The sequence below is a fragment of the Enterobacter chinensis genome (assembly GCF_034008295.1).
Lineage (GTDB): Bacteria > Pseudomonadota > Gammaproteobacteria > Enterobacterales > Enterobacteriaceae > Enterobacter > Enterobacter chinensis.
On record NZ_JARDVI010000002.1, the window covers coordinates 487,584 to 507,214 of the forward strand.

A 19,631-nucleotide genomic window follows, 5' to 3' on the forward strand; every position below is an offset into this window, starting at 1 on the left:
TTCTCGTCGGCGTCACATTGCAGCGTTAACCTTGTCACAAAATAACGCTATGAATGGAGAACGCTATGGCACAACCTATCATTATCGATTGCGACCCGGGTCATGATGACGCGATCGCACTCGTCCTTGCACTTGCCTCCCCCGAACTCGACGTCAAAGCCGTCACCTCTTCTGCCGGAAACCAGACGCCGGATAAAACCCTGCGTAACGTTTTGCGCATGCTGACGCTGCTTAACCGCCCCGATATTCCCGTCGCCGGCGGAGCCGTCAAGCCCCTGATGCGCAAGTTAATTATTGCGGATAACGTGCATGGCGAAAGTGGGCTGGATGGTCCTGCGCTGCCGGATCCGGGCTTCGCACCGCAAAACTGCACCGCCGTGGAGCTGATGGCGAAGGTGCTGCGTGAAAGCCCTGAGCCAGTATCGCTGGTTGCCACCGGACCGCAAACCAACGTCGCGCTGCTGCTGAACAGCCATCCGGAACTGCATCACAATATTGCCCGTATTGTGCTGATGGGCGGCGCAATGGGGCTCGGGAACTGGACGCCGGCTGCCGAATTCAACATTTTTGTCGATCCCGAGGCCGCAGAGATCGTCTTCCAGTCCGGTTTGCCAGTTGTGATGGCGGGGCTGGACGTGACCCATCGCGCGCAGATTATGGCTGACGACATTGAGCGCTTCCGTTCCGTGGGTAATCCGGTCGCGACAACGGTGGCTGAGCTACTCGATTTCTTTATGGAGTATCATAAAGCCGAGAAATGGGGATTCCACGGTGCGCCGTTGCATGATCCCTGCACGATTGCCTGGCTGTTAAAACCGGAGATGTTTACCACGGTGGACAGATGGGTTGGCGTTGAGACGCAGGGAAAATACACCCAGGGCATGACGGTGGTGGATTACTACTCGCTGACGGGGAATCAACCGAATACAACGGTGATGGTGGATATCGACCGTCAGGCGTTTGTGGATTTACTGGCGGAGAGACTGGCTTACTATTCTGCGGCCTGATGCCCTCTCCCACGGGGAGAGGGAGCAGACACTAAAAACGGCAACGTCGTTGCCGTTTTGCTTTTACCTAGGGTTCAAACGGCCGGCGCTGGAACTGATCGTGCCCACATTTCGGACACAGCGGCAGTACATCAGGCGTATAGACCGCAATATGGTGATGGCACTTCTCACACACCAGGTTGCCCAGTCCCACAACTTCGCCACTCTGGTAGACGCCGTGGTGGTTCAAATCCTGAAAGACCTCGCGCCACTCCAGCTGCGTTTTGTCGGTGATATCCGCCAGCTCCTGCCACAGGCTCTCTTTTATCACCCTCATGAACACGCTGTCGGCGATCTCGTCCTGACTCTCTTCGTAGCTGCGCGCAAACTCTTCCAGGTCACGACGTACGGCGCGGGTCACCTCTTCCACTTCGGTTCGCGTTAACTCACCCGTTTGCGTCACCCGTGCACGCGCCTGTTCGACTAACGCGTCAATATCGCGCTCGCCGTTACGCAGCCGTTCCGTCAGTGTCGCCACCAGTTCGCGGTAAAATTGAGCAACCTTGTTCATCATTTTGCCTCCCGGGTAAGTAACTATTTCTAATAATAGACCTTATTTCATCGCCGCTTTGTCAGGTGAAGCACAGACCCGGTAAATTCCTGCAAAGCGCATTTGTGCGAAAGGCTGTTTTGACGCGGACGTTTGGGCTATGCTATGCGGATCTGAATGACCACATCCATTGGCTACATTTGTAGCTGTATTGAAAACAGGACCACTGGCTGCCATGCAAGAGCAATACCGCCCGGAAGAGATAGAATCAAAAGTCCAGCAACACTGGGACGAGAAGCGCACCTTTGAAGTAACCGAAGACGAGAGCAAAGAGAAGTATTACTGCCTGTCGATGCTTCCCTATCCTTCTGGTCGACTACACATGGGCCACGTGCGTAACTACACCATAGGTGATGTGATTGCACGCTACCAGCGCATGCTGGGCAAAAACGTCCTGCAGCCTATCGGCTGGGATGCGTTCGGTCTGCCCGCGGAAGGCGCAGCGGTAAAAAACAATACGGCTCCGGCACCGTGGACGTACGACAACATCGCGTACATGAAAAACCAGCTCAAAATGCTGGGCTTTGGCTATGACTGGAGCCGCGAGCTGGCGACCTGTACCCCGGAATACTATCTCTGGGAACAGAAGTTCTTCACCGAGCTGTACAAAAAAGGCCTGGTGTACAAGAAAACCTCTGCCGTTAACTGGTGCCCGAATGACCAGACCGTTCTCGCAAACGAACAGGTTATCGACGGCTGCTGCTGGCGCTGTGACACCAAAGTTGAGCGTAAAGAGATCCCGCAGTGGTTTATTAAAATCACCGCTTACGCTGATGAGCTGCTGAACGATCTGGATAATCTGGACCACTGGCCAGATACCGTTAAGACCATGCAGCGCAACTGGATCGGCCGTTCTGAAGGTGTGGAAATTACCTTCAACGTTGAGAACTATGACCAGACTCTGACCGTCTACACCACCCGTCCGGACACCTTCATGGGCGCGACCTACCTGGCCGTGGCCGCAGGTCACCCGCTGGCGCAGAAAGCGGCAGAAAACAATCCGGAACTGGCCATCTTCATCGACGAATGCCGCAACACCAAAGTGGCCGAAGCCGACATGGCGACGATGGAGAAAAAAGGCGTTGCGACAGGCTTCTACGCTAAGCATCCACTGACTGGCGAAGCCATCCCTGTCTGGGCCGCAAACTTCGTTCTGATGGAGTACGGTACAGGTGCAGTAATGGCTGTTCCGGGTCACGATCAGCGCGACTATGAGTTTGCCACCAAATACAACCTGCCGATTAAAGCCGTTATTCTGGCCGCCGATGGTTCTGAACCAGACCTGTCCGAACAGGCGCTGACCGAAAAAGGTACGCTGTTCAACTCCGGCGAGTTCAGCGGTCTGAGCTTCGAAGAAGGCTTCAACGCCATCGCCGATAAGCTGGCCTCCCTTGGCGTGGGCGAGCGTAAAGTTAACTTCCGTCTGCGCGACTGGGGCGTTTCCCGTCAGCGTTACTGGGGGGCGCCAATCCCAATGGTAACGCTTGAAGATGGCACCGTAATGCCAACGCCGGAAGATCAGCTGCCGGTGATCCTGCCGGAAGACGTGGTCATGGATGGTATCACCAGCCCGATCAAAGCCGATCCTAAGTGGGCAAAAACCACCGTCAACGGCCAGCCTGCGCTGCGTGAAACCGACACCTTTGACACCTTTATGGAGTCATCCTGGTACTACGCGCGTTATACCTGCCCACAGTATCAGGACGGTATGCTGGATTCCGATGCGGCAAACTACTGGCTGCCGGTAGATATCTACATCGGTGGTATCGAACATGCCATTATGCACCTGCTCTACTTCCGCTTCTTCCATAAGCTGATGCGCGATGCCGGCATGGTGAACTCTGACGAACCAGCAAAACAGCTGCTGTGCCAGGGCATGGTGCTGGCGGATGCCTTCTACTACGTCGGCGCAAACGGCGAGCGTAACTGGGTTTCTCCGGTCGATGCTATCGTTGAGCGTGACGAGAAAGGCCGTATCGTGAAGGCGAAAAACGCCGCAGGTCATGAGCTGGTCTATACCGGCATGAGCAAGATGTCCAAGTCTAAAAACAACGGCATCGACCCGCAGGTGATGGTTGAGCGCTACGGCGCGGATACCGTGCGTCTGTTCATGATGTTTGCTTCTCCGGCAGACATGACCCTGGAGTGGCAGGAGTCTGGCGTTGAAGGCGCGAACCGCTTCCTGAAACGCGTCTGGAAACTGGTTTACGAACACACCGCTCTGGGCGATGCCCCGGCACTGAACGCCGCCGCACTGACTGAAGATCAGCAGGCGCTGCGTCGTGATGTTCATAAAACGATTGCAAAAGTGACCGATGATATTGGTCGTCGTCAGACCTTCAATACCGCAATTGCGGCTATTATGGAACTGATGAACAAACTGGCGAAAGCCCCGCAGGACGGCGAGCAGGATCGTGCCTTAATGCGTGAAGCGCTGCTGGCTGTTGTTCGCATGCTGAACCCGTTCACTCCGCACGTCAGCTTCACTCTGTGGCAGGAACTGAAAGGCGAAGGCGATATCGACAACGCGCCGTGGCCACAGGCTGACGAAGCAGCGATGGTGGAAAACACGACGCTGGTCGTGGTCCAGGTAAACGGCAAAGTCCGCGGTAAAATTACCGTGGCGGTCGATGCAACCGAAGAACAGGTTCGCGAGCGCGCGGGCCAGGAAACTCTGGTCGCAAAATATCTTGAGGGCGTTACCGTGCGTAAAGTGATCTACGTACCGGGTAAACTGCTGAATCTGGTCGTTGGCTAAGCGCGGGAGGAAACGTGCGACAACTGGCAACAATACTCTTATCTCTGGCGGTGCTTGTCACCGCTGGCTGTGGCTGGCACCTGCGCAATACTACGGCGGTGCCTGCTCAGATGAAAACAATGATCTTCGATTCCGGGGATCCGAATGGTCCACTCAGCCGGGCAATTCGTAATCAGCTGCGTCTGAACGGTGTGGAGATTGTCGAAAAACAAACACTGCGCCAGGATGTACCATCTCTGCGTGTTATAGGTGGAGGTCTGTCGAGAGATACAGCCTCTATCTTCCAGGATGGCCGTACCGCAGAGTATCAGATGGTATTGACGGTCGACGCGGCGGTGCTGATCCCGGGTAAAGATATCTACCCGATCAGCACGAAAGTGTACCGTTCGTTCTTCGATAACCCGCAGACGGCGCTGGCAAAAGATGCTGAACAGCAGATTATCATCAACGAAATGTACGACAAGGCGGCGGAACAGCTGATCCGTAAACTGCCAAGTATTGCAGCGTCAACCAAACAAGGATCTGACATTGTTGAAAAACCAGATGCCGGCACGCTTCCTGCTGCTACCTCTCTGGGTAAATGATGATCAGGCTGTATCCTGAACAACTCCGCGCGCAGCTCAATGAAGGGCTGCGCGCGGCGTATCTGCTTCTTGGAAACGATCCGCTCTTACTTCAGGAAAGCCTGGATGCCGTGCGACTTGCAGCCGCCGCGCAGGGCTTTGATGAACACCACACCGTCCAGTTGGATAACAACACCGACTGGAACGCCCTCTTCTCGCTGTGTCAGGCGATGAGCCTTTTTGCTTCACGCCAGACGATTCAGATCCTGCTGCCGGATAACGGTCCTAACGCGGCCATGAATGAGCAGCTCGCCACGCTGGTCAGCCTGTTACACAGCGATCTGCTCCTCATTGTACGTGGCAACAAGCTGACTAAAGCGCAGGAAAACGCAGCATGGTTTTCCCAGCTCGCAACCCACGCGGTGCTGGTCACCTGTCAAACGCCTGAGCAGGCGCATCTGCCTAAATGGGTGGCAGCGAGAGCGAAGCAGAACAACCTTCAACTGGATGATGCGGCAAATCAACTTCTCTGCTACTGCTATGAAGGTAATCTGCTGGCACTGGCGCAGGCGCTGGACAGACTCTCCCTGCTGTGGCCGGATGGCAAGCTGACTTTACCGCGCGTTGAGCAGGCCGTTAACGACGCGGCGCACTTCACGCCGTTCCACTGGGTGGACGCGCTGCTGTCGGCGAAAAGCAAACGCGCCCTGCATATTCTGCAGCAGCTACGCCTGGAAGGGAGCGAACCCGTCATTCTGCTGCGTACGCTGCAGCGCGAGCTGTTGCTGCTGGTTACGCTCAAGCGACAGTCTGCCCATACGCCATTGCGCTCGCTGTTTGATAAACATCGGGTGTGGCAAAATCGCAGGGCTTTGACCACCGAGGCCATCAACCGCCTGAGTCATGAACAGCTTCGTCAGGCTGTACAGCTTCTGATGCGCGCTGAGCTCACGTTAAAACAAGATTATGGTCAGTCGGTCTGGGCAGAACTGGAAAGCCTTTCTCTGCTGCTCTGCCATAAGGCGCTGGCAGACGTTTTTATTGATGGATAGTATGCATTCTTTACAGGCCTTGTATGGCGGCACCTTTGACCCAGTACATTACGGGCATCTGAAGCCGGTTGAAATTCTGGCGAATCTGATCGGCCTTCAGCGCGTTATCATCATGCCCAATAACGTCCCGCCCCATCGCCCGCAGCCCGAGGCGACCAGCGAGCAGCGAAAAGAGATGCTCGCCCTTGCTATCGCAGATAAACCGCTCTTCCGACTTGATGAGCGTGAGCTGCGTCGCGACACGCCCTCCTGGACGTCTCAGACGCTGCAGGAGTGGCGAGCCGAGCAAGGGCCAGACCAGCCGCTGGCCTTTATCATCGGCCAGGATTCCCTGCTGAATTTCCCCACATGGCATCAGTATGAAACCATTCTGGAGAACAGCCATCTGCTCGTCTGCCGCCGTCCAGGCTACCCGCTGACCATGCGCGATGCACAGTACCAGCAGTGGCTGGAAGATCATCTCACCGATAATGTTGAAGATCTCCACAATCAGCCTGCCGGGAAGATATATCTGGCGGAAACGCCGTGGTTCGATATCTCAGCGACCCTCATTCGCGAGCGTTTACAGCAAGGTTTAGCGTGTGACGATTTGCTACCGGCCCCGGTACTGGCGTATATCCATACGCACGGTTTGTATCAGAAAAGCGCAGATGAATAGCCGGAGGGCATAAAAAGCGGCTTATTGTTTATCCTGCCTTGACAGGGTAAGCCATACTGTTATTCTCCGCTGCCAGACTTTCCCGCCGATCATTGCTTTACAGAAATTGTTTTACAAAAATGGCGATGCAATCTCAGGCGGAGGGTGGGATGATACCCGCCTTCAAAAGCCTGGCAGGAGACATTTGTCCCGATACAGGCGTGAGTTCAGGTATACTGCCTGGCTACGAATTCAACGTTTTACAATCTCATTCACCCCAGGGGGAAAACTTGCAGGGTAAAGCACTCCAGGATTTTGTTATTGACAAAATTGATGACCTGAAAGGTCAGGACATCATCGCTATCGACGTTAAGGGTAAATCCAGTATTACCGACTGCATGATCATCTGCACCGGTACCTCTACGCGTCATGTTGTTTCGATTGCCGATCACGTGGTCCAGGAATCGCGTGCAGCAGGACTGTTGCCGCTGGGTGTTGAAGGTGAAGCGACGGCTGACTGGGTGGTTGTCGACCTCGGCGATGTGATTGTCCATGTCATGCAGGACGAGAGCCGTCGCCTGTATGAGCTGGAAAAACTCTGGGGTTAATGCGTGAAGTTGCAGCTGGTCGCCGTCGGCACCAAAATGCCGGACTGGGTACAAACCGGTTTTACTGAATATCTGCGTCGTTTTCCAAAAGACATGCCGTTCGAACTGGTGGAGATCCCCGCCGGCAAGCGCGGCAAGAACGCTGATATCAAACGTATTCTCGATAAAGAGGGTGAACTGATGCTGGCTGCCGCAGGCAAAAACCGCATCGTCACCCTCGATATTCCAGGTAAGCCCTGGGATACGCCGCAGCTGGCGCACGAACTGGAGCGCTGGAAGCAGGATGGCCGTGACGTCAGTCTGTTGATTGGCGGGCCTGAAGGGTTATCCCCTGCCTGTAAAGCGGCAGCAGAACAAAGTTGGTCTCTCTCCGCGCTGACGCTTCCCCACCCGCTCGTTCGGGTACTGGTAGCAGAAAGCCTGTATCGTGCGTGGAGCATTACTACCAACCACCCCTATCACCGCGAGTAACGACTGACCAGGGTAGATTAAGCAGCGGATGAAACTACAGAATTCTTTTCGCGACTATACGGCTGAGTCCGCGCTGTTTGTGCGCCGGGCGCTGGTCGCCTTTACGGGGATTTTGCTGCTTACTGGCGTGCTGATCGCCAACCTTTATAATCTGCAAATTGTCCGCTTTACCGACTACCAGACGCGTTCAAACGAAAACCGTATTAAGCTGGTGCCTATCGCGCCCAGCCGCGGCATTATTTACGATCGTAACGGCACCCCGCTTGCGTTAAACCGCACCATCTATCAAATCGAGATGATGCCGGAAAAAGTTGATAACGTTCAGAACACGCTGGAAGCGCTGAAGAGCGTTGTCGACCTTAACGATGACGATATCGCCGCCTTTAAAAAAGAGCGCGCCCGCTCTCACCGTTTCACCTCCATTCCGGTTAAAACCAATCTGACGGAAGTTCAGGTGGCCCGCTTTGCGGTGAACCAGTACCGTTTCCCCGGCGTGGAAGTGAAGGGTTACAAGCGTCGCTACTACCCTTACGGCTCCGCGCTGACGCATGTGATTGGCTACGTTTCCAAGATTAACGACAAAGACGTCGACCGCCTCGATAAAGACGGTAAGCTGGCAAACTACGCTGCAACGCACGACATCGGTAAGCTGGGAATTGAGCGCTACTACGAAGATGTTCTGCACGGGCAAACCGGCTATGAAGAGGTTGAGGTTAACAACCGTGGCCGTGTTATTCGCCAGCTGAAAGAAGTGCCGCCTCAGGCGGGGCATGACGTCTATCTCACGCTCGACCTGAAACTGCAGCAGTACATTGAAACCTTACTGGCGGGCAGCCGTGCAGCCGTTGTGGTCACCGATCCTCGTACCGGCGGCATCCTGGCAATGGTCTCCATGCCTAGCTATGACCCGAACCTCTTTGTTGACGGTATCTCCAGTAAAGACTATTCCGGTTTGCTTAATGACCCCAACACGCCGCTGGTGAACCGCGCGACGCAGGGGGTTTACCCACCGGCATCAACGGTTAAACCGTACGTGGCGGTCTCGGCACTGAGTGCGGGCGTTATCAACCGTAATACCAGCCTGTTTGACCCGGGCTGGTGGCAGCTGCCGGGTTCAGACAAGCGCTATCGTGACTGGAAAAAATGGGGCCACGGTCATCTGAACGTCACCAAATCGCTGGAGGAATCTGCGGATACCTTCTTCTATCAGGTGGCTTATGACATGGGGATCGACCGCCTGTCAGAGTGGATGAGCAAATTTGGCTACGGACATTACACCGGCGTTGACCTTTCAGAAGAACGTTCTGGCAACATGCCGACGCGTGAATGGAAGCTGAAGCGCTTTAAAAAACCCTGGTATCAGGGTGATACCATTCCGGTGGGTATCGGCCAGGGCTACTGGACGGCGACGCCGATTCAGATGAACAAAGCCATGATGATCCTCATCAATGACGGTGTGGTGAAAGTACCTCATCTGCTACAAAGTACGGTTGAAGACGGCAAAAAAGTGCCGTGGAACCAGCCGCACGAGGCCCCGGTGGGTGACATTCATTCCGGCTTCTGGGAAATTGCGAAAGACGGTATGTACGGCGTGGCAAACCGCCCGAACGGTACCGCGCACAAGTATTTCGCCGGTACGCCGTATAAAGTAGCCGCAAAATCCGGTACTGCGCAGGTGTTTGGTCTGAAAGCCAACGAAACCTATAACGCGCACCGCATTGCCGAACGTCTGCGTGACCATAAGTTGATGACGGCGTTTGCCCCTTATGATAACCCGCAGGTCGCGGTGGCGATGATTCTGGAGAACGGCGGTGCCGGGCCAGCAGTAGGGACCATCATGCGCCAGATCCTTGACCACATTATGCTGGGTGATAACAACACCGAACTGCCGGCTGAAAACCCGGCCGCCGCTGCGGCGGAGGACCAATAATCATGACGGATAATCCAAACAAAAAATCGCTGTGGGATAAAATCCACATCGACCCAGCCATGCTGCTGATCCTGCTGGCTCTGCTGGTTTACAGCGCTCTGGTTATCTGGAGCGCCAGTGGCCAGGACATCGGCATGATGGAGCGCAAAATCGGCCAGATCGCGATGGGGCTGATTATTATGGTAGTGATGGCGCAGATCCCGCCGCGCGTCTACGAAGGCTGGGCGCCCTACCTCTACATCTTCTGTATCATTTTGCTGGTTGCGGTTGATGCGTTTGGCGCCATTTCAAAAGGGGCGCAGCGCTGGCTGGATCTGGGTATCGTCCGTTTCCAGCCCTCGGAAATTGCCAAAATCGCCGTTCCATTGATGGTGGCTCGCTTTATCAACCGCGACGTCTGTCCGCCGTCTTTAAAAAATACCGCCATCGCGCTGGTGCTGATTTTCCTGCCAACGCTGCTGGTTGCGGCACAGCCTGACCTTGGCACCTCAATCCTTATCGCCCTCTCCGGCCTGTTTGTCCTTTTCCTGTCAGGTCTGAGCTGGCGTTTGATTGGTATCGCAGTGGTGCTGATCGCGGCGTTCATCCCTATCCTCTGGTTCTTCCTGATGCATGATTACCAGCGCCAGCGCGTCATGATGCTGCTCGATCCGGAAACCGATCCGCTGGGGGCGGGCTATCATATTATTCAGTCCAAGATTGCGATTGGCTCTGGCGGCCTGCGCGGTAAGGGCTGGCTGCACGGCACGCAGTCGCAGCTGGAATTTTTACCGGAGCGCCACACCGACTTTATCTTCGCCGTGCTGGCGGAAGAGCTGGGGCTGGTTGGCATCTTAATATTGCTGGCACTGTACGTCCTGCTGATCATGCGAGGATTATGGATTGCAGCACGCGCGCAAACCACCTTTGGTCGCGTCATGGCTGGCGGGTTGATGCTGATTTTATTCGTTTATGTCTTCGTAAATATTGGTATGGTGAGTGGTATTCTGCCGGTGGTAGGCGTACCGCTGCCGCTGGTGAGTTACGGAGGCTCGGCACTGATCGTGTTGATGGCCGGGTTTGGTATCGTGATGTCGATCCATACCCACAGAAAAATGTTGTCAAAAAGCGTATAAAAATAAGGGGATCGGAATGCGTAAGCAGTGGCTGGGGATCTGCATCGCGGCAAGTTTACTTGCGGCCTGCACAAGTGATGATGGTCAGCAACAGGCAACCGTCGCGCCGCCGCAGCCTGCGGTGTGTAATGGCCCGAACGTTGAAATCAGCGGCGCCGATCCCGTTTATGAACCGCTTAATGCCAGTGCCAATCAGGATTACGAGCGCGACGGCAAAAGCTACAAAATTGTTCAGGATCCGTCCCGTTTCAGTCAGGCTGGCTTTGCCGCCATTTATGATGCCGAGCCAGGCAGTAACCTGACGGCCTCCGGCGAAGCGTTCGACCCAATGCAACTGACTGCGGCACACCCAACGCTGCCGATTCCGAGCTACGCCCGTATCACCAACCTGGCGAACGGTCGTATGATCGTTGTGCGCATCAACGACCGCGGCCCGTACGGGAATGACCGGGTGATTTCCCTGTCGCGCGCGTCCGCCGACCGCCTGAACACCTCGAACAACTCCAAAGTCCGTATTGACCCGATTATCGTGGCGCAGGATGGTTCTCTCTCCGGGCCGGGTACCGCGTGTACGACAGTGGCAAAACAGACCTACGCCCTTCCCGACCGCCCAAATCTTGACGGTGGAATGGGAAGTGCCTCTTCTCCGGCAGCACCTTCTGAGCCGGGGGGAGAAATTCGCCCGATCAGCAATGACACGCTCCAAAGCGATGATTCAACGGGCGCACCGGTAAAGAGCAGCGGCTTTCTGGGCGCACCGACGACCTTAGCCTCGGGCGTACTTGAAGGCAGCGAGCCTACGCCAGCCCCTGCTCCTGTTACAGCACCAGCGACCCAACCGGCTCCCGTAACGGCGCCAGCGACTACGCAAAGTGCTGCGGTGGCGGCTCCGGCTGCGGCCAGCGGCAGCTATGTGGTTCAGGTTGGCGCAGTGAGCGATCAGGCACGAGCCAAACAGTATCAACAACGTCTGAGCCAGCAGTTTGGGGTACCAGGACGCGTTGAGCAGAACGGCGCGGTGTGGCGTATTCAGATGGGGCCGTTTGCCAGCAAATCGCAGGCAACGACCCTTCAGCAGCGCCTGCAGAATGAAGCTCAGCTTCAGTCATTTATCGCTGTTGCAAAGTAATTAATCAGCGGTGTCCGAAATGTCAGTTTGTGTAAAACAGATTCACAAACTCATGCTTAAAGTCGGATGCCTGCCTGAATAGCATTTGCTATAGTAAGGCACTTTTTTTAATTCCATCACGGATGTCGTAGTTCTGACCATGAAGACCACTTTTTCTGCTCGTTTTGTGCAGCGCATGGCGCTGACCACGGCCCTTTGCGCTGCTGCGCTCTCTGCAGCTCACGCCGATGACCTGAATATCAAGACCATGATCCCTGGCGTTCCGCAAATCGACGCGGAATCCTACATCCTGATCGATTACAACTCTGGCAAAGTGCTGGCAGAACAGAATGCCGATGCCCGCCGTGACCCGGCCAGCCTGACCAAAATGATGACCAGTTACGTTATCGGCCAGGCGATGAAGGCAGGCAAATTCAAAGAATCGGACCTGGTTACCATCGGTAACGATGCGTGGGCAACCGGGAACCCAGTCTTCAAAGGTTCATCTCTGATGTTCCTGAAACCGGGTATGCAGGTTCCTGTTTCTCAGCTGATTCGCGGCATCAACCTGCAGTCAGGTAACGATGCCTGCGTGGCGATGGCCGATTTCGCCGCCGGTAGCCAGGATGCGTTCGTAGGTCTGATGAACAGCTACGTGACTGCGCTGGGCCTGAAAAACAGCCATTTCCAGACCGTACACGGCCTGGACGCAGACGGTCAGTACAGTTCCGCACGTGACATGGCCCTGATTGGTCAGGCGCTGATCCGCGACGTACCCAATGAATACTCCATCTATAAAGAGAAAGAGTTCACCTTCAACGGTATTCGTCAGACCAACCGTAACGGCCTGCTGTGGGATAACAGCCTGAACGTTGACGGCATCAAAACCGGTCACACCGACAAAGCGGGCTACAACCTGGTGGCTTCAGCTACTGAAGGTCAGATGCGTCTGATCTCTGCCGTGATGGGCGGTCGTACCTTTAAAGGTCGTGAAACAGAAAGCAAGAAACTGCTGACCTGGGGCTTCCGTTTCTTCGAAACCGTGAATCCACTGAAAGCAGGTAAAGAGTTTGCTTCAGAACCCGTCTGGTTCGGCGACAATGACCGTGCTTCCCTCGGCGTAGATAAGGACCTGTACCTGACCATTCCACGCGGTCGTATGAAGGATCTGAAAGCCAGCTACGTACTGAACAGCACAGAGCTGCATGCCCCGCTGCAGAAAAACCAGGTTGTAGGTACCATCAACTTCCAGCTGGATGGCAAGACGATCGATCAGCGTCCGCTGGTTGTTCTGCAAGAAATTCCTGAAGGCAATTTCTTCGGCAAAATCATTGATTACATTAAATTGATGTTCCATCACTGGTTTGGTTAAAAATTGAACACTTGAAAGTGTGATTTTGATCCCCATATACTAAGTATCCTGATAACTCCCACCTGACGTGGGAGTTATTCTTTTTGACGTTACGCCGGAGCTGACATGAAAACCAAACTTAACGAACTGCTTGAATTCCCTACCTCATTTACCTACAAAGTAATGGGTCTGGCGAAACCTGAGCTGGTTGATCAGGTGGTTGAAGTGGTACAGCGCCATGCGCCGGGTGACTACTCTCCGTCAGTAAAACCAAGCAGCAAGGGCAACTACCACTCGGTTTCTATTACCATAACTGCGACTCACATTGAGCAGGTTGAGACGCTGTACGAAGAGCTTGGCAATATCGAAATTGTTCGTATGGTGCTGTAGTCCCTTTGCGGTTACCCGGTTTGCCGGGTAACCCCCTCTCCCCGCGGTGATATACTCCCGCACACCTTTTGTCCCTCGTCTTCGGAGACGCAGTTTTGTATCAGGATAAAATTCTGGTCCGTCACCTCGGGCTGCAACCTTATGAGCCTGTCTCCCAGGCTATGCATGACTTCACTGATTCACGCGATGACAGCACCCCAGATGAGATCTGGCTGGTCGAACACCTGCCTGTATTTACGCAGGGTCAGGCGGGAAAAGCGGAACATTTATTGATGACGGGAGATATCCCGGTTATTCAGAGCGATCGCGGTGGACAGGTCACTTACCACGGGCCCGGGCAGCAGGTGATGTACGTCCTGCTTAATCTGAAGCGCAGAAAGCTTGGCGTGCGTGAACTGGTTACCTTACTGGAACAAACCGTCGTCAACACGCTGGCGGAATATGGTATTGACGCGCACCCACGGGCCGATGCTCCGGGCGTCTACGTTGGGGAAATGAAGATCTGCTCTCTGGGGCTGCGTATCCGTAAAGGCTGCTCCTTCCACGGCCTGGCATTGAATATTAATATGGATCTCGCGCCTTTCCAGCGCATAAACCCCTGCGGCTACGCCGGCATGGAAATGACGCACATGCGTCAGTGGGTTGAAACCGCTACGCCAGAAAATATTCGTCCTGTGCTTTTGAAGAATGTGTTAGCACTACTTAACAATCCCCCGCACGAATATATCCCTGCTTAATATATCGTACAACATGGCTCGCTAATTTGACGAGCCACTGTTTATTTACCGCTTTTGCGCTTTACAATAAACCCCAGATTCTATATTTTCGAAGCGCCCGAATATTACCGTTACATATTATTTAGCCTTAAGCAAGCGCGGCAAACACGGTCTAAGTAACGTGAGTGATAATCACACAACTGTTTGTTTTCGATAAACAAGTGAAACAAAACCAACACTTTACGAATCTCTACAAGCATAATAAATAAATTCAACTATCATTCATATTGTGAATGTATACGGAGTGAAAGCGTGGAGTATAATAATTTACCAGCCAAACGCCTGAATGACTCTGGTGGCGAAGACAAGCCGCAAATTTTTCGGACTTTACGTAATATTGATCTCAATTTACTGACTATTTTTGAGGCAGTATATGTCCACAAGGGTATCGTTAACGCTGCGAAAATTCTTAATCTCACGCCATCAGCAATAAGCCAGTCAATTCAAAAGCTACGCGCTATATTTCCCGACCCGTTATTTATCCGTAAGGGCCAGGGTGTGACACCGACGGCTTACGCCACGCACCTCCATGAGTTCATCAGCCAGGGCCTGGAGTCGATTCTTGGCGCACTGGATTTAACCGGGAGCTACGATAAGCAGAGAACCATCACCATCGGCTGTTCCCCTTCGGTGGGTGTACTGGTGATGCCTGCAATCTTCCAGGCCGTGAAAGAGCATGCGCCACAACTCCTGCTTCGCAATGTGCCGCTCAATGAGCCTGACATTCAGCTTGCCCAGTTCCAGACAGACCTGATTATCGAAAGCGGTAACTTCAGTGCCAGAGCGCTGGGGCAAAATGTGCTCTATGCGGATAACCTGGTCCTGGTGTGCCGCCAGCAGCATCCTGCTCTCAGCGAGCCGTTGACTCTCGAAAACCTGCGCAACTACGATCACTCCTCTTTCATCACCGAGGGGCAGTCTAATCATGCCCTGCGCCAGCGTATTGATGAAATTTTCCCGGAGCGTCAGATCAGCTTCAGTAGTTACAATATGTTCACCACTGCATCCCTGATCGGCAGCAGCGATATGCTGTGCATCATGCCGGCACGCCTGTATAGCCTGCTGCGGAAATGCTGGCCACTGGAAAACATCCCGCTCAGTCAGCTTAATGCGGAATCTATCGAGATTTCACTGCATTACAACAAACTGAGTTTGCGCGATCCGGTTCTGGAAAACGTCATCCGCATTATCCGCCAGGCCTTCTGACAGGTTAAGCCAGCATAAGCCCCTGCGCTATGCAGGGCAAAAGGCACAAAACAACAACTATTTTACAAATTGGCGACGTGGCAGGCTGCTTTAACGACCGTTTCAATGATATACTGCCTGTCGTTCGTTCAAAAATAGTTGATAAATACAACATTCCCTTGAATTGAAACGCTTTCCTTCGATATTCGCAACTGGAACACGCACGCTATGAGTAAACCCATTGTGATGGAACGCGGTGTTAAATACCGCGATGCCGATAAAATGGCCCTTATCCCGGTTAAAAACGTGGCTACAGAGCGCGAGGCGCTGTTAAGAAAACCGGAATGGATGAAAATCAAACTTCCGGCCGACTCTTCGCGTATCCAGGGGATCAAAGCGGCGATGCGCAAAAACGGCCTTCACTCCGTCTGTGAAGAAGCCTCTTGCCCCAACCTTGCTGAATGTTTCAACCACGGTACCGCGACGTTTATGATTCTGGGTGCTATCTGTACCCGCCGCTGCCCGTTCTGCGATGTAGCTCATGGCCGTCCAGTTGCACCTGATGCTAACGAACCCCAAAAACTGGCGCAGACCATTGCTGACATGGCGCTGCGTTATGTGGTTATCACGTCCGTTGACCGTGACGATTTGCGTGATGGTGGCGCTCAGCACTTTGCTGATTGTATTACGGCCATTCGCGAGAAAAGCCCGACCATTAAAATTGAGACGCTGGTTCCAGACTTCCGCGGCCGTATGGACCGTGCGCTGGACATCCTGACCGCGACGCCGCCAGATGTGTTTAACCACAACCTGGAGAACGTGCCGCGTCTTTACCGCCAGGTGCGTCCGGGTGCAGATTATAACTGGTCTCTGAAACTGCTGGAGCGTTTCAAAGAAGCGCATCCGCATATCCCGACCAAGTCAGGTCTGATGGTGGGTCTGGGTGAAACCAATGAGGAAATCATCGAGGTGATGCGCGATCTTCGCCGCCACGGTGTGACCATGCTGACTCTGGGACAGTATCTGCAGCCAAGCCGCCATCACCTGCCGGTACAGCGCTACGTGAGCCCGGACGAGTTTGATGAAATGAAAGCCGAAGCGCTGGCGATGGGCTTTACCCACGCAGCATGCGGCCCATTTGTTCGCTCCTCATATCACGCCGATATGCAGGCGAAAGGCGAAGAAGTTAAATAATGCTGTAATATTCACTTACAGTAATACAAAAAAACCGGCCCCATGAGCCGGTTTTTTTTGCAAGCCCTCAGGCATTGCTGTCACTCTTTGTGAGAAAGCTTGTCCGCCGGGACGTCATCCTCGGCGCTTTTCTTCGCAGCCGCATCATCGTCGTTCATCGCTTTCTTAAAGCCTTTGATGGCAGCCCCCAGGTCACCACCCAGCGTGCGTAACTTCTTGGTACCAAACAGCAGGACGACCAGTGCGGCAACCACCAGCAGTTTGGTAATACTAATCTCACCCATAGATACCTTCTTTACTTAAAACAGGCTGCATTCAGCGCCAAAACCTGATTGTATTAACGGTCATTTAGCGCGTGCACACAATAGCAATCTGTAACAAGGTGAATCAAGCATTGTTGAAAAAAACGTCACAATAATTGCGGTGGCGCAAATCGACGATTGCGGAGAACGGGTAATTGCTGACGCGCAAGAGCAATTCTTTCTGCGTTTATCTCCGCCATCAGCAAAACGGGGGCTTCAGCGGCGGCGGCGATCGTTACCCCCAGCGGATCAACCACCCTGCTTTGCCCAATGTTTTTAGTGCCGCATTCTCCTGAGGCAACGACATAACAAGTCGTATCCAGCGCACGCGCCGCAAGCAGCGTTGACCAGTGGTGCTCTTTTAACGGCCCTTTGACCCACGCGGCAGGCAATACCAGCACGTCCGCGCCCTGTAACGCCAGATGGAGCGCCAGCTCCGGAAAACGCAGGTCGTAGCAGGTCATCAACCCAACCTTAAACCCGTCAATTTCCAGCAGCGGCGGAACACGGTCTCCTGGGTCAACGCGCCGCGACTCCTGAATGCTGAACGCGTCATAGAGATGTAGCTTGGCGTAACGTGCGACAATTACCCCGCCACGAATCGCCACGAGCGTATTCACCGCACGACCCGGCGTGGAGGGAACATGCACCGTGAAAAGGGTGGTCATCTCGTTGCCGGCGCTCTGGGACAGTAATTGCTGTAAAAACTCGCCATCCAACGGCTGCGCCGACTTCACCGACAGATCCGGGTCATTATCGTCCCTCGCCAGCAGCGCCTCGGGGAGAACTAACAGCGACGCCCCCTTCTGCCGGGCCTGCATCATCAGGTTGACGCATTTAATCGCATTCTCACGCCAGTCAGGCGTGACCGCAAATTGCCCTACCGCAACATACATATTTGTCCCCTCATCATAAACGGCGTTAAACTCGTCACTCTTACAATCAAATAGCAGGTATTAAGCGTGTTACAACTACTTTTAGCCGTTTTTATTGGTGGGGGAACGGGTAGCGTTGCGCGATGGTTTCTGAGTATGCGGTTTAATCCCCTGCATCAGGCGATTCCTATGGGGACACTTGCCGCAAACCTGATTGGTGCCTTTATCATTGGCATGGGGCTGGCCTGGTTTAACCGAATGACGCACATCGACCCAATGTGGAAGGTATTGATTACGACCGGTTTCTGCGGCGGGTTAACCACCTTTTCCACATTCTCTGCCGAAGTGGTGTTTCTCTTTCAGGAAGGCCGTATCGGCTGGGCGCTGATGAATATCGCGATTAACATGCTCGGTTCCTTTGCGATGACGGGGATCGCATTTTGGCTGTTTTCCTCTGCCAGTACGCATTAACAGCCTGAACGTTAATGTTGGCTTAATTTTTCTCTGTCACTCTGAGTGTAATACTGAACGAGGGTGACAGAATGAAACAGAGTCTGATGAGCGCAGGAATGGTGTTGTTGAGCGTGCTGATCGTTGCCAGCTTCCTGAAAATGTATCTGCTTGGCTGATTGAAAACGAAAAAAACCCGCTCAGTGAGCGGGTTTTGAAATTCTTGCTGACGCGTCTGAATTACAGAGCGATTACGTTAGCAGCAGAAGGGCCTTTGGCACCGTTAGTGATTTCGAACTCTACACGCTGACCTTCAGCCAGAGTTTTGAAACCATTAGACTGGATTGCAGAGAAGTGTACGAACACATCTTTGCTGCCATCTTCAGGAGTAATGAAACCGAATCCTTTGGACTCATTAAACCACTTAACGTTACCTTTAATCTTAGACATCAAAATTACCTTTACATTAAAAAACGACACAAATGCTGTGTCGGTTACCAGTACATCAATTGTGGGACCTTTTGTCCAGCGGATCTTTGATAAAAAGTGACTAAAGTCGCGTTAATTATCACTGACAGATTTTTATCGTTTATGAATCAACGACTGCGCATTTTTCCACCATCATGTAAAGTTTTTTCAGTTAAAACTGAAAACGCATCCAGGCGAAGTAAACGTTACCGTTGTTATAGGTGCCCGGGATGTAGGTCATCTGGAACGTTGCAGGACCGTATCCAATAGAGGCCAGCGGCAGCAGCACTGGAATCGGAATGTAGTTCCAGTTATCACGTGCAGTGACCCCAGCGGTATAGCCCAAACCGATGTGGAAGTTCTCGTCCGCTAACGGTCGCCAGGTTTTCTCCCAGCCGTAACCCCCAATCGGTTCCCATTTATTAAACGAGTCTTTAAAGGCCATCAGATAGATGCCGTGCCAGTTTCCCTTTTCATCCCAGCGCGACTGGCCAAAACCCGCGCCCCAGGGACGCTCGTTGTATTTATCTGTTTTCTCTTTGTCATAAGCAAAACGCGCATGCCACGTTATCGCCGGAACATAGAGGTCATAGTGTTCAGGAGCCGTCCAGGTTTGGGATACATTATCTGTAAAGGTTGAGAACCAGCCTTTATCTGTCGCGTTGTCCCCTGCCTGCGCAACAGAAGAAAACGTTAACTGCCCAAAAATAAACAACAAAATAGAGAAAAATGTATTACGTGCGATCACAATGCAATTACCATTCTTAGTATTCGAGGCAAAGTTTACCATAAAATAGTTGAA

21 protein-coding genes are annotated in these 19,631 nt (G+C 53.4%); 16 read left to right on the top strand and 5 right to left on the bottom strand.

From position 1 onward, the window contains the following. Positions 1 to 65: 65 nt before the first annotated feature. Complete coding sequence (rihA, locus tag PYW49_RS07275; RefSeq protein ID WP_320386084.1) at positions 66 to 1,007, top strand: pyrimidine-specific ribonucleoside hydrolase RihA; 942 nt, start codon at positions 66 to 68, stop codon at positions 1,005 to 1,007. A gap of 67 nt (positions 1,008 to 1,074) precedes the next feature. Here the strand turns inward: rihA and PYW49_RS07280 are convergent, their stop codons facing one another. Further along, a complete protein-coding gene (locus PYW49_RS07280; RefSeq protein WP_025756340.1) occupies positions 1,075 to 1,557 on the bottom strand; it encodes a zinc ribbon-containing protein in 483 nt (160 codons plus the stop codon). Between the two features lie 214 nt (positions 1,558 to 1,771). Between PYW49_RS07280 and leuS the strand changes: the two genes are divergently transcribed. The 14 genes from leuS (at position 1,772) to lipA (ending at position 16,734) form a co-directional block, all read left to right on the top strand. Beyond that, the gene (gene leuS / locus PYW49_RS07285; RefSeq protein WP_320386086.1) at positions 1,772 to 4,354 is read left to right on the top strand and encodes a leucine--tRNA ligase; all 2,583 of its coding nucleotides are present in this window, start codon (positions 1,772 to 1,774) and stop codon (positions 4,352 to 4,354) included. Between the two features lie 14 nt (positions 4,355 to 4,368). Further along, entirely contained in the window at positions 4,369 to 4,938 is a 570-nt protein-coding gene (gene lptE / locus PYW49_RS07290; RefSeq protein ID WP_320386087.1) for an LPS assembly lipoprotein LptE, read from the top strand. Next, complete coding sequence (holA, locus tag PYW49_RS07295; protein WP_320386308.1) at positions 4,938 to 5,969, top strand: DNA polymerase III subunit delta; 1,032 nt, start codon at positions 4,938 to 4,940, stop codon at positions 5,967 to 5,969. Before lptE ends, holA begins: the two co-directional genes overlap by 1 nt. Then, the gene (gene nadD / locus PYW49_RS07300; protein ID WP_134348446.1) at positions 5,962 to 6,627 is read left to right on the top strand and encodes a nicotinate-nucleotide adenylyltransferase; all 666 of its coding nucleotides are present in this window, start codon (positions 5,962 to 5,964) and stop codon (positions 6,625 to 6,627) included. Before holA ends, nadD begins: the two co-directional genes overlap by 8 nt. A 269-nt stretch (positions 6,628 to 6,896) precedes the next feature. Beyond that, complete coding sequence (gene rsfS, locus PYW49_RS07305; protein ID WP_023334893.1) at positions 6,897 to 7,214, top strand: ribosome silencing factor; 318 nt, start codon at positions 6,897 to 6,899, stop codon at positions 7,212 to 7,214. A gap of 3 nt (positions 7,215 to 7,217) precedes the next feature. Beyond that, on the top strand, positions 7,218 to 7,685 hold the full coding sequence (gene rlmH, locus PYW49_RS07310; RefSeq protein ID WP_003858701.1) for a 23S rRNA (pseudouridine(1915)-N(3))-methyltransferase RlmH: 468 nt from the start codon (positions 7,218 to 7,220) through the stop codon (positions 7,683 to 7,685). Between the two features lie 28 nt (positions 7,686 to 7,713). Continuing rightward, positions 7,714 to 9,615 (top strand): peptidoglycan DD-transpeptidase MrdA, encoded by a 1,902-nt coding sequence (gene mrdA / locus PYW49_RS07315; RefSeq protein ID WP_320386088.1) that lies wholly within the window; start codon positions 7,714 to 7,716, stop codon positions 9,613 to 9,615. Positions 9,616 to 9,617: 2 nt separating this feature from the next. Next, on the top strand, positions 9,618 to 10,730 hold the full coding sequence (mrdB, locus tag PYW49_RS07320) for a peptidoglycan glycosyltransferase MrdB (RefSeq protein WP_008501037.1): 1,113 nt from the start codon (positions 9,618 to 9,620) through the stop codon (positions 10,728 to 10,730). 16 nt (positions 10,731 to 10,746) lie between these two features. Then, entirely contained in the window at positions 10,747 to 11,859 is a 1,113-nt protein-coding gene (gene rlpA / locus PYW49_RS07325) for an endolytic peptidoglycan transglycosylase RlpA (RefSeq protein WP_320386089.1), read from the top strand. Positions 11,860 to 11,998: 139 nt separating this feature from the next. Next, positions 11,999 to 13,210: a D-alanyl-D-alanine carboxypeptidase DacA gene (dacA, locus tag PYW49_RS07330; RefSeq protein WP_014069323.1), complete on the top strand. Its 1,212-nt coding sequence runs from the start codon at positions 11,999 to 12,001 to the stop codon at positions 13,208 to 13,210. Positions 13,211 to 13,315: 105 nt separating this feature from the next. Continuing rightward, positions 13,316 to 13,579: a DUF493 family protein YbeD gene (gene ybeD / locus PYW49_RS07335; protein ID WP_006177135.1), complete on the top strand. Its 264-nt coding sequence runs from the start codon at positions 13,316 to 13,318 to the stop codon at positions 13,577 to 13,579. Between the two features lie 95 nt (positions 13,580 to 13,674). Next, positions 13,675 to 14,316 carry a lipoyl(octanoyl) transferase LipB gene (lipB, locus tag PYW49_RS07340; RefSeq protein WP_134348449.1) on the top strand — a complete coding sequence of 214 codons (642 nt, stop codon included), beginning with the start codon at positions 13,675 to 13,677 and terminating at the stop codon, positions 14,314 to 14,316. Positions 14,317 to 14,607: 291 nt separating this feature from the next. Further along, entirely contained in the window at positions 14,608 to 15,561 is a 954-nt protein-coding gene (locus PYW49_RS07345; protein ID WP_134348450.1) for a YbeF family transcriptional regulator, read from the top strand. A gap of 207 nt (positions 15,562 to 15,768) precedes the next feature. Then, a complete protein-coding gene (lipA, locus tag PYW49_RS07350; RefSeq protein WP_134348451.1) occupies positions 15,769 to 16,734 on the top strand; it encodes a lipoyl synthase in 966 nt (321 codons plus the stop codon). An 80-nt stretch (positions 16,735 to 16,814) separates the two neighbouring features. Here the strand turns inward: lipA and tatE are convergent, their stop codons facing one another. Together tatE and PYW49_RS07360 are read right to left on the bottom strand one after the other, a co-directional pair. Then, the gene (gene tatE / locus PYW49_RS07355; protein WP_023310742.1) at positions 16,815 to 17,018 is read right to left on the bottom strand and encodes a twin-arginine translocase subunit TatE; all 204 of its coding nucleotides are present in this window, start codon (positions 17,016 to 17,018) and stop codon (positions 16,815 to 16,817) included. 125 nt (positions 17,019 to 17,143) lie between these two features. After that, positions 17,144 to 17,932, bottom strand: a complete 789-nt coding sequence (locus tag PYW49_RS07360) for a deaminated glutathione amidase (protein WP_320386090.1) — start codon at positions 17,930 to 17,932, stop codon at positions 17,144 to 17,146. A gap of 66 nt (positions 17,933 to 17,998) precedes the next feature. On the opposite strand from PYW49_RS07360, the gene crcB reads away from it, so the two are divergent. Then, complete coding sequence (gene crcB, locus PYW49_RS07365) at positions 17,999 to 18,382, top strand: fluoride efflux transporter CrcB (RefSeq protein WP_134348453.1); 384 nt, start codon at positions 17,999 to 18,001, stop codon at positions 18,380 to 18,382. Positions 18,383 to 18,601: 219 nt separating this feature from the next. Here crcB and cspE read toward each other — a convergent pair whose 3' ends face one another. Then, a complete protein-coding gene (cspE, locus tag PYW49_RS07370) occupies positions 18,602 to 18,811 on the bottom strand; it encodes a transcription antiterminator/RNA stability regulator CspE (RefSeq protein WP_002439184.1) in 210 nt (69 codons plus the stop codon). A gap of 190 nt (positions 18,812 to 19,001) precedes the next feature. Continuing rightward, the gene (gene pagP, locus PYW49_RS07375) at positions 19,002 to 19,619 is read right to left on the bottom strand and encodes a lipid IV(A) palmitoyltransferase PagP (RefSeq protein ID WP_134348454.1); all 618 of its coding nucleotides are present in this window, start codon (positions 19,617 to 19,619) and stop codon (positions 19,002 to 19,004) included. Positions 19,620 to 19,631 lie beyond the last annotated feature (12 nt).

What these genes read in the sequence shown, in the direction of transcription:
- rihA (WP_320386084.1), top strand. Translation starts at nt 66, where the DNA reads ATGGCACAACCTATCATTATCGATTGCGACCCGGGTCATGATGACGCG.
- PYW49_RS07280 (WP_025756340.1), bottom strand. Translation starts at nt 1,557, where the DNA reads ATGAACAAGGTTGCTCAATTTTACCGCGAACTGGTGGCGACACTGACG.
- leuS (WP_320386086.1), top strand. Translation starts at nt 1,772, where the DNA reads ATGCAAGAGCAATACCGCCCGGAAGAGATAGAATCAAAAGTCCAGCAA.
- holA (WP_320386308.1), top strand. Translation starts at nt 4,938, where the DNA reads ATGATCAGGCTGTATCCTGAACAACTCCGCGCGCAGCTCAATGAAGGG.
- nadD (WP_134348446.1), top strand. Translation starts at nt 5,962, where the DNA reads ATGGATAGTATGCATTCTTTACAGGCCTTGTATGGCGGCACCTTTGAC.
- mrdA (WP_320386088.1), top strand. Translation starts at nt 7,714, where the DNA reads ATGAAACTACAGAATTCTTTTCGCGACTATACGGCTGAGTCCGCGCTG.
- mrdB (WP_008501037.1), top strand. Translation starts at nt 9,618, where the DNA reads ATGACGGATAATCCAAACAAAAAATCGCTGTGGGATAAAATCCACATC.
- rlpA (WP_320386089.1), top strand. Translation starts at nt 10,747, where the DNA reads ATGCGTAAGCAGTGGCTGGGGATCTGCATCGCGGCAAGTTTACTTGCG.
- dacA (WP_014069323.1), top strand. Translation starts at nt 11,999, where the DNA reads ATGAAGACCACTTTTTCTGCTCGTTTTGTGCAGCGCATGGCGCTGACC.
- ybeD (WP_006177135.1), top strand. Translation starts at nt 13,316, where the DNA reads ATGAAAACCAAACTTAACGAACTGCTTGAATTCCCTACCTCATTTACC.
- lipA (WP_134348451.1), top strand. Translation starts at nt 15,769, where the DNA reads ATGAGTAAACCCATTGTGATGGAACGCGGTGTTAAATACCGCGATGCC.
- tatE (WP_023310742.1), bottom strand. Translation starts at nt 17,018, where the DNA reads ATGGGTGAGATTAGTATTACCAAACTGCTGGTGGTTGCCGCACTGGTC.
- PYW49_RS07360 (WP_320386090.1), bottom strand. Translation starts at nt 17,932, where the DNA reads ATGTATGTTGCGGTAGGGCAATTTGCGGTCACGCCTGACTGGCGTGAG.
- cspE (WP_002439184.1), bottom strand. Translation starts at nt 18,811, where the DNA reads ATGTCTAAGATTAAAGGTAACGTTAAGTGGTTTAATGAGTCCAAAGGA.
- pagP (WP_134348454.1), bottom strand. Translation starts at nt 19,619, where the DNA reads ATGGTAAACTTTGCCTCGAATACTAAGAATGGTAATTGCATTGTGATC.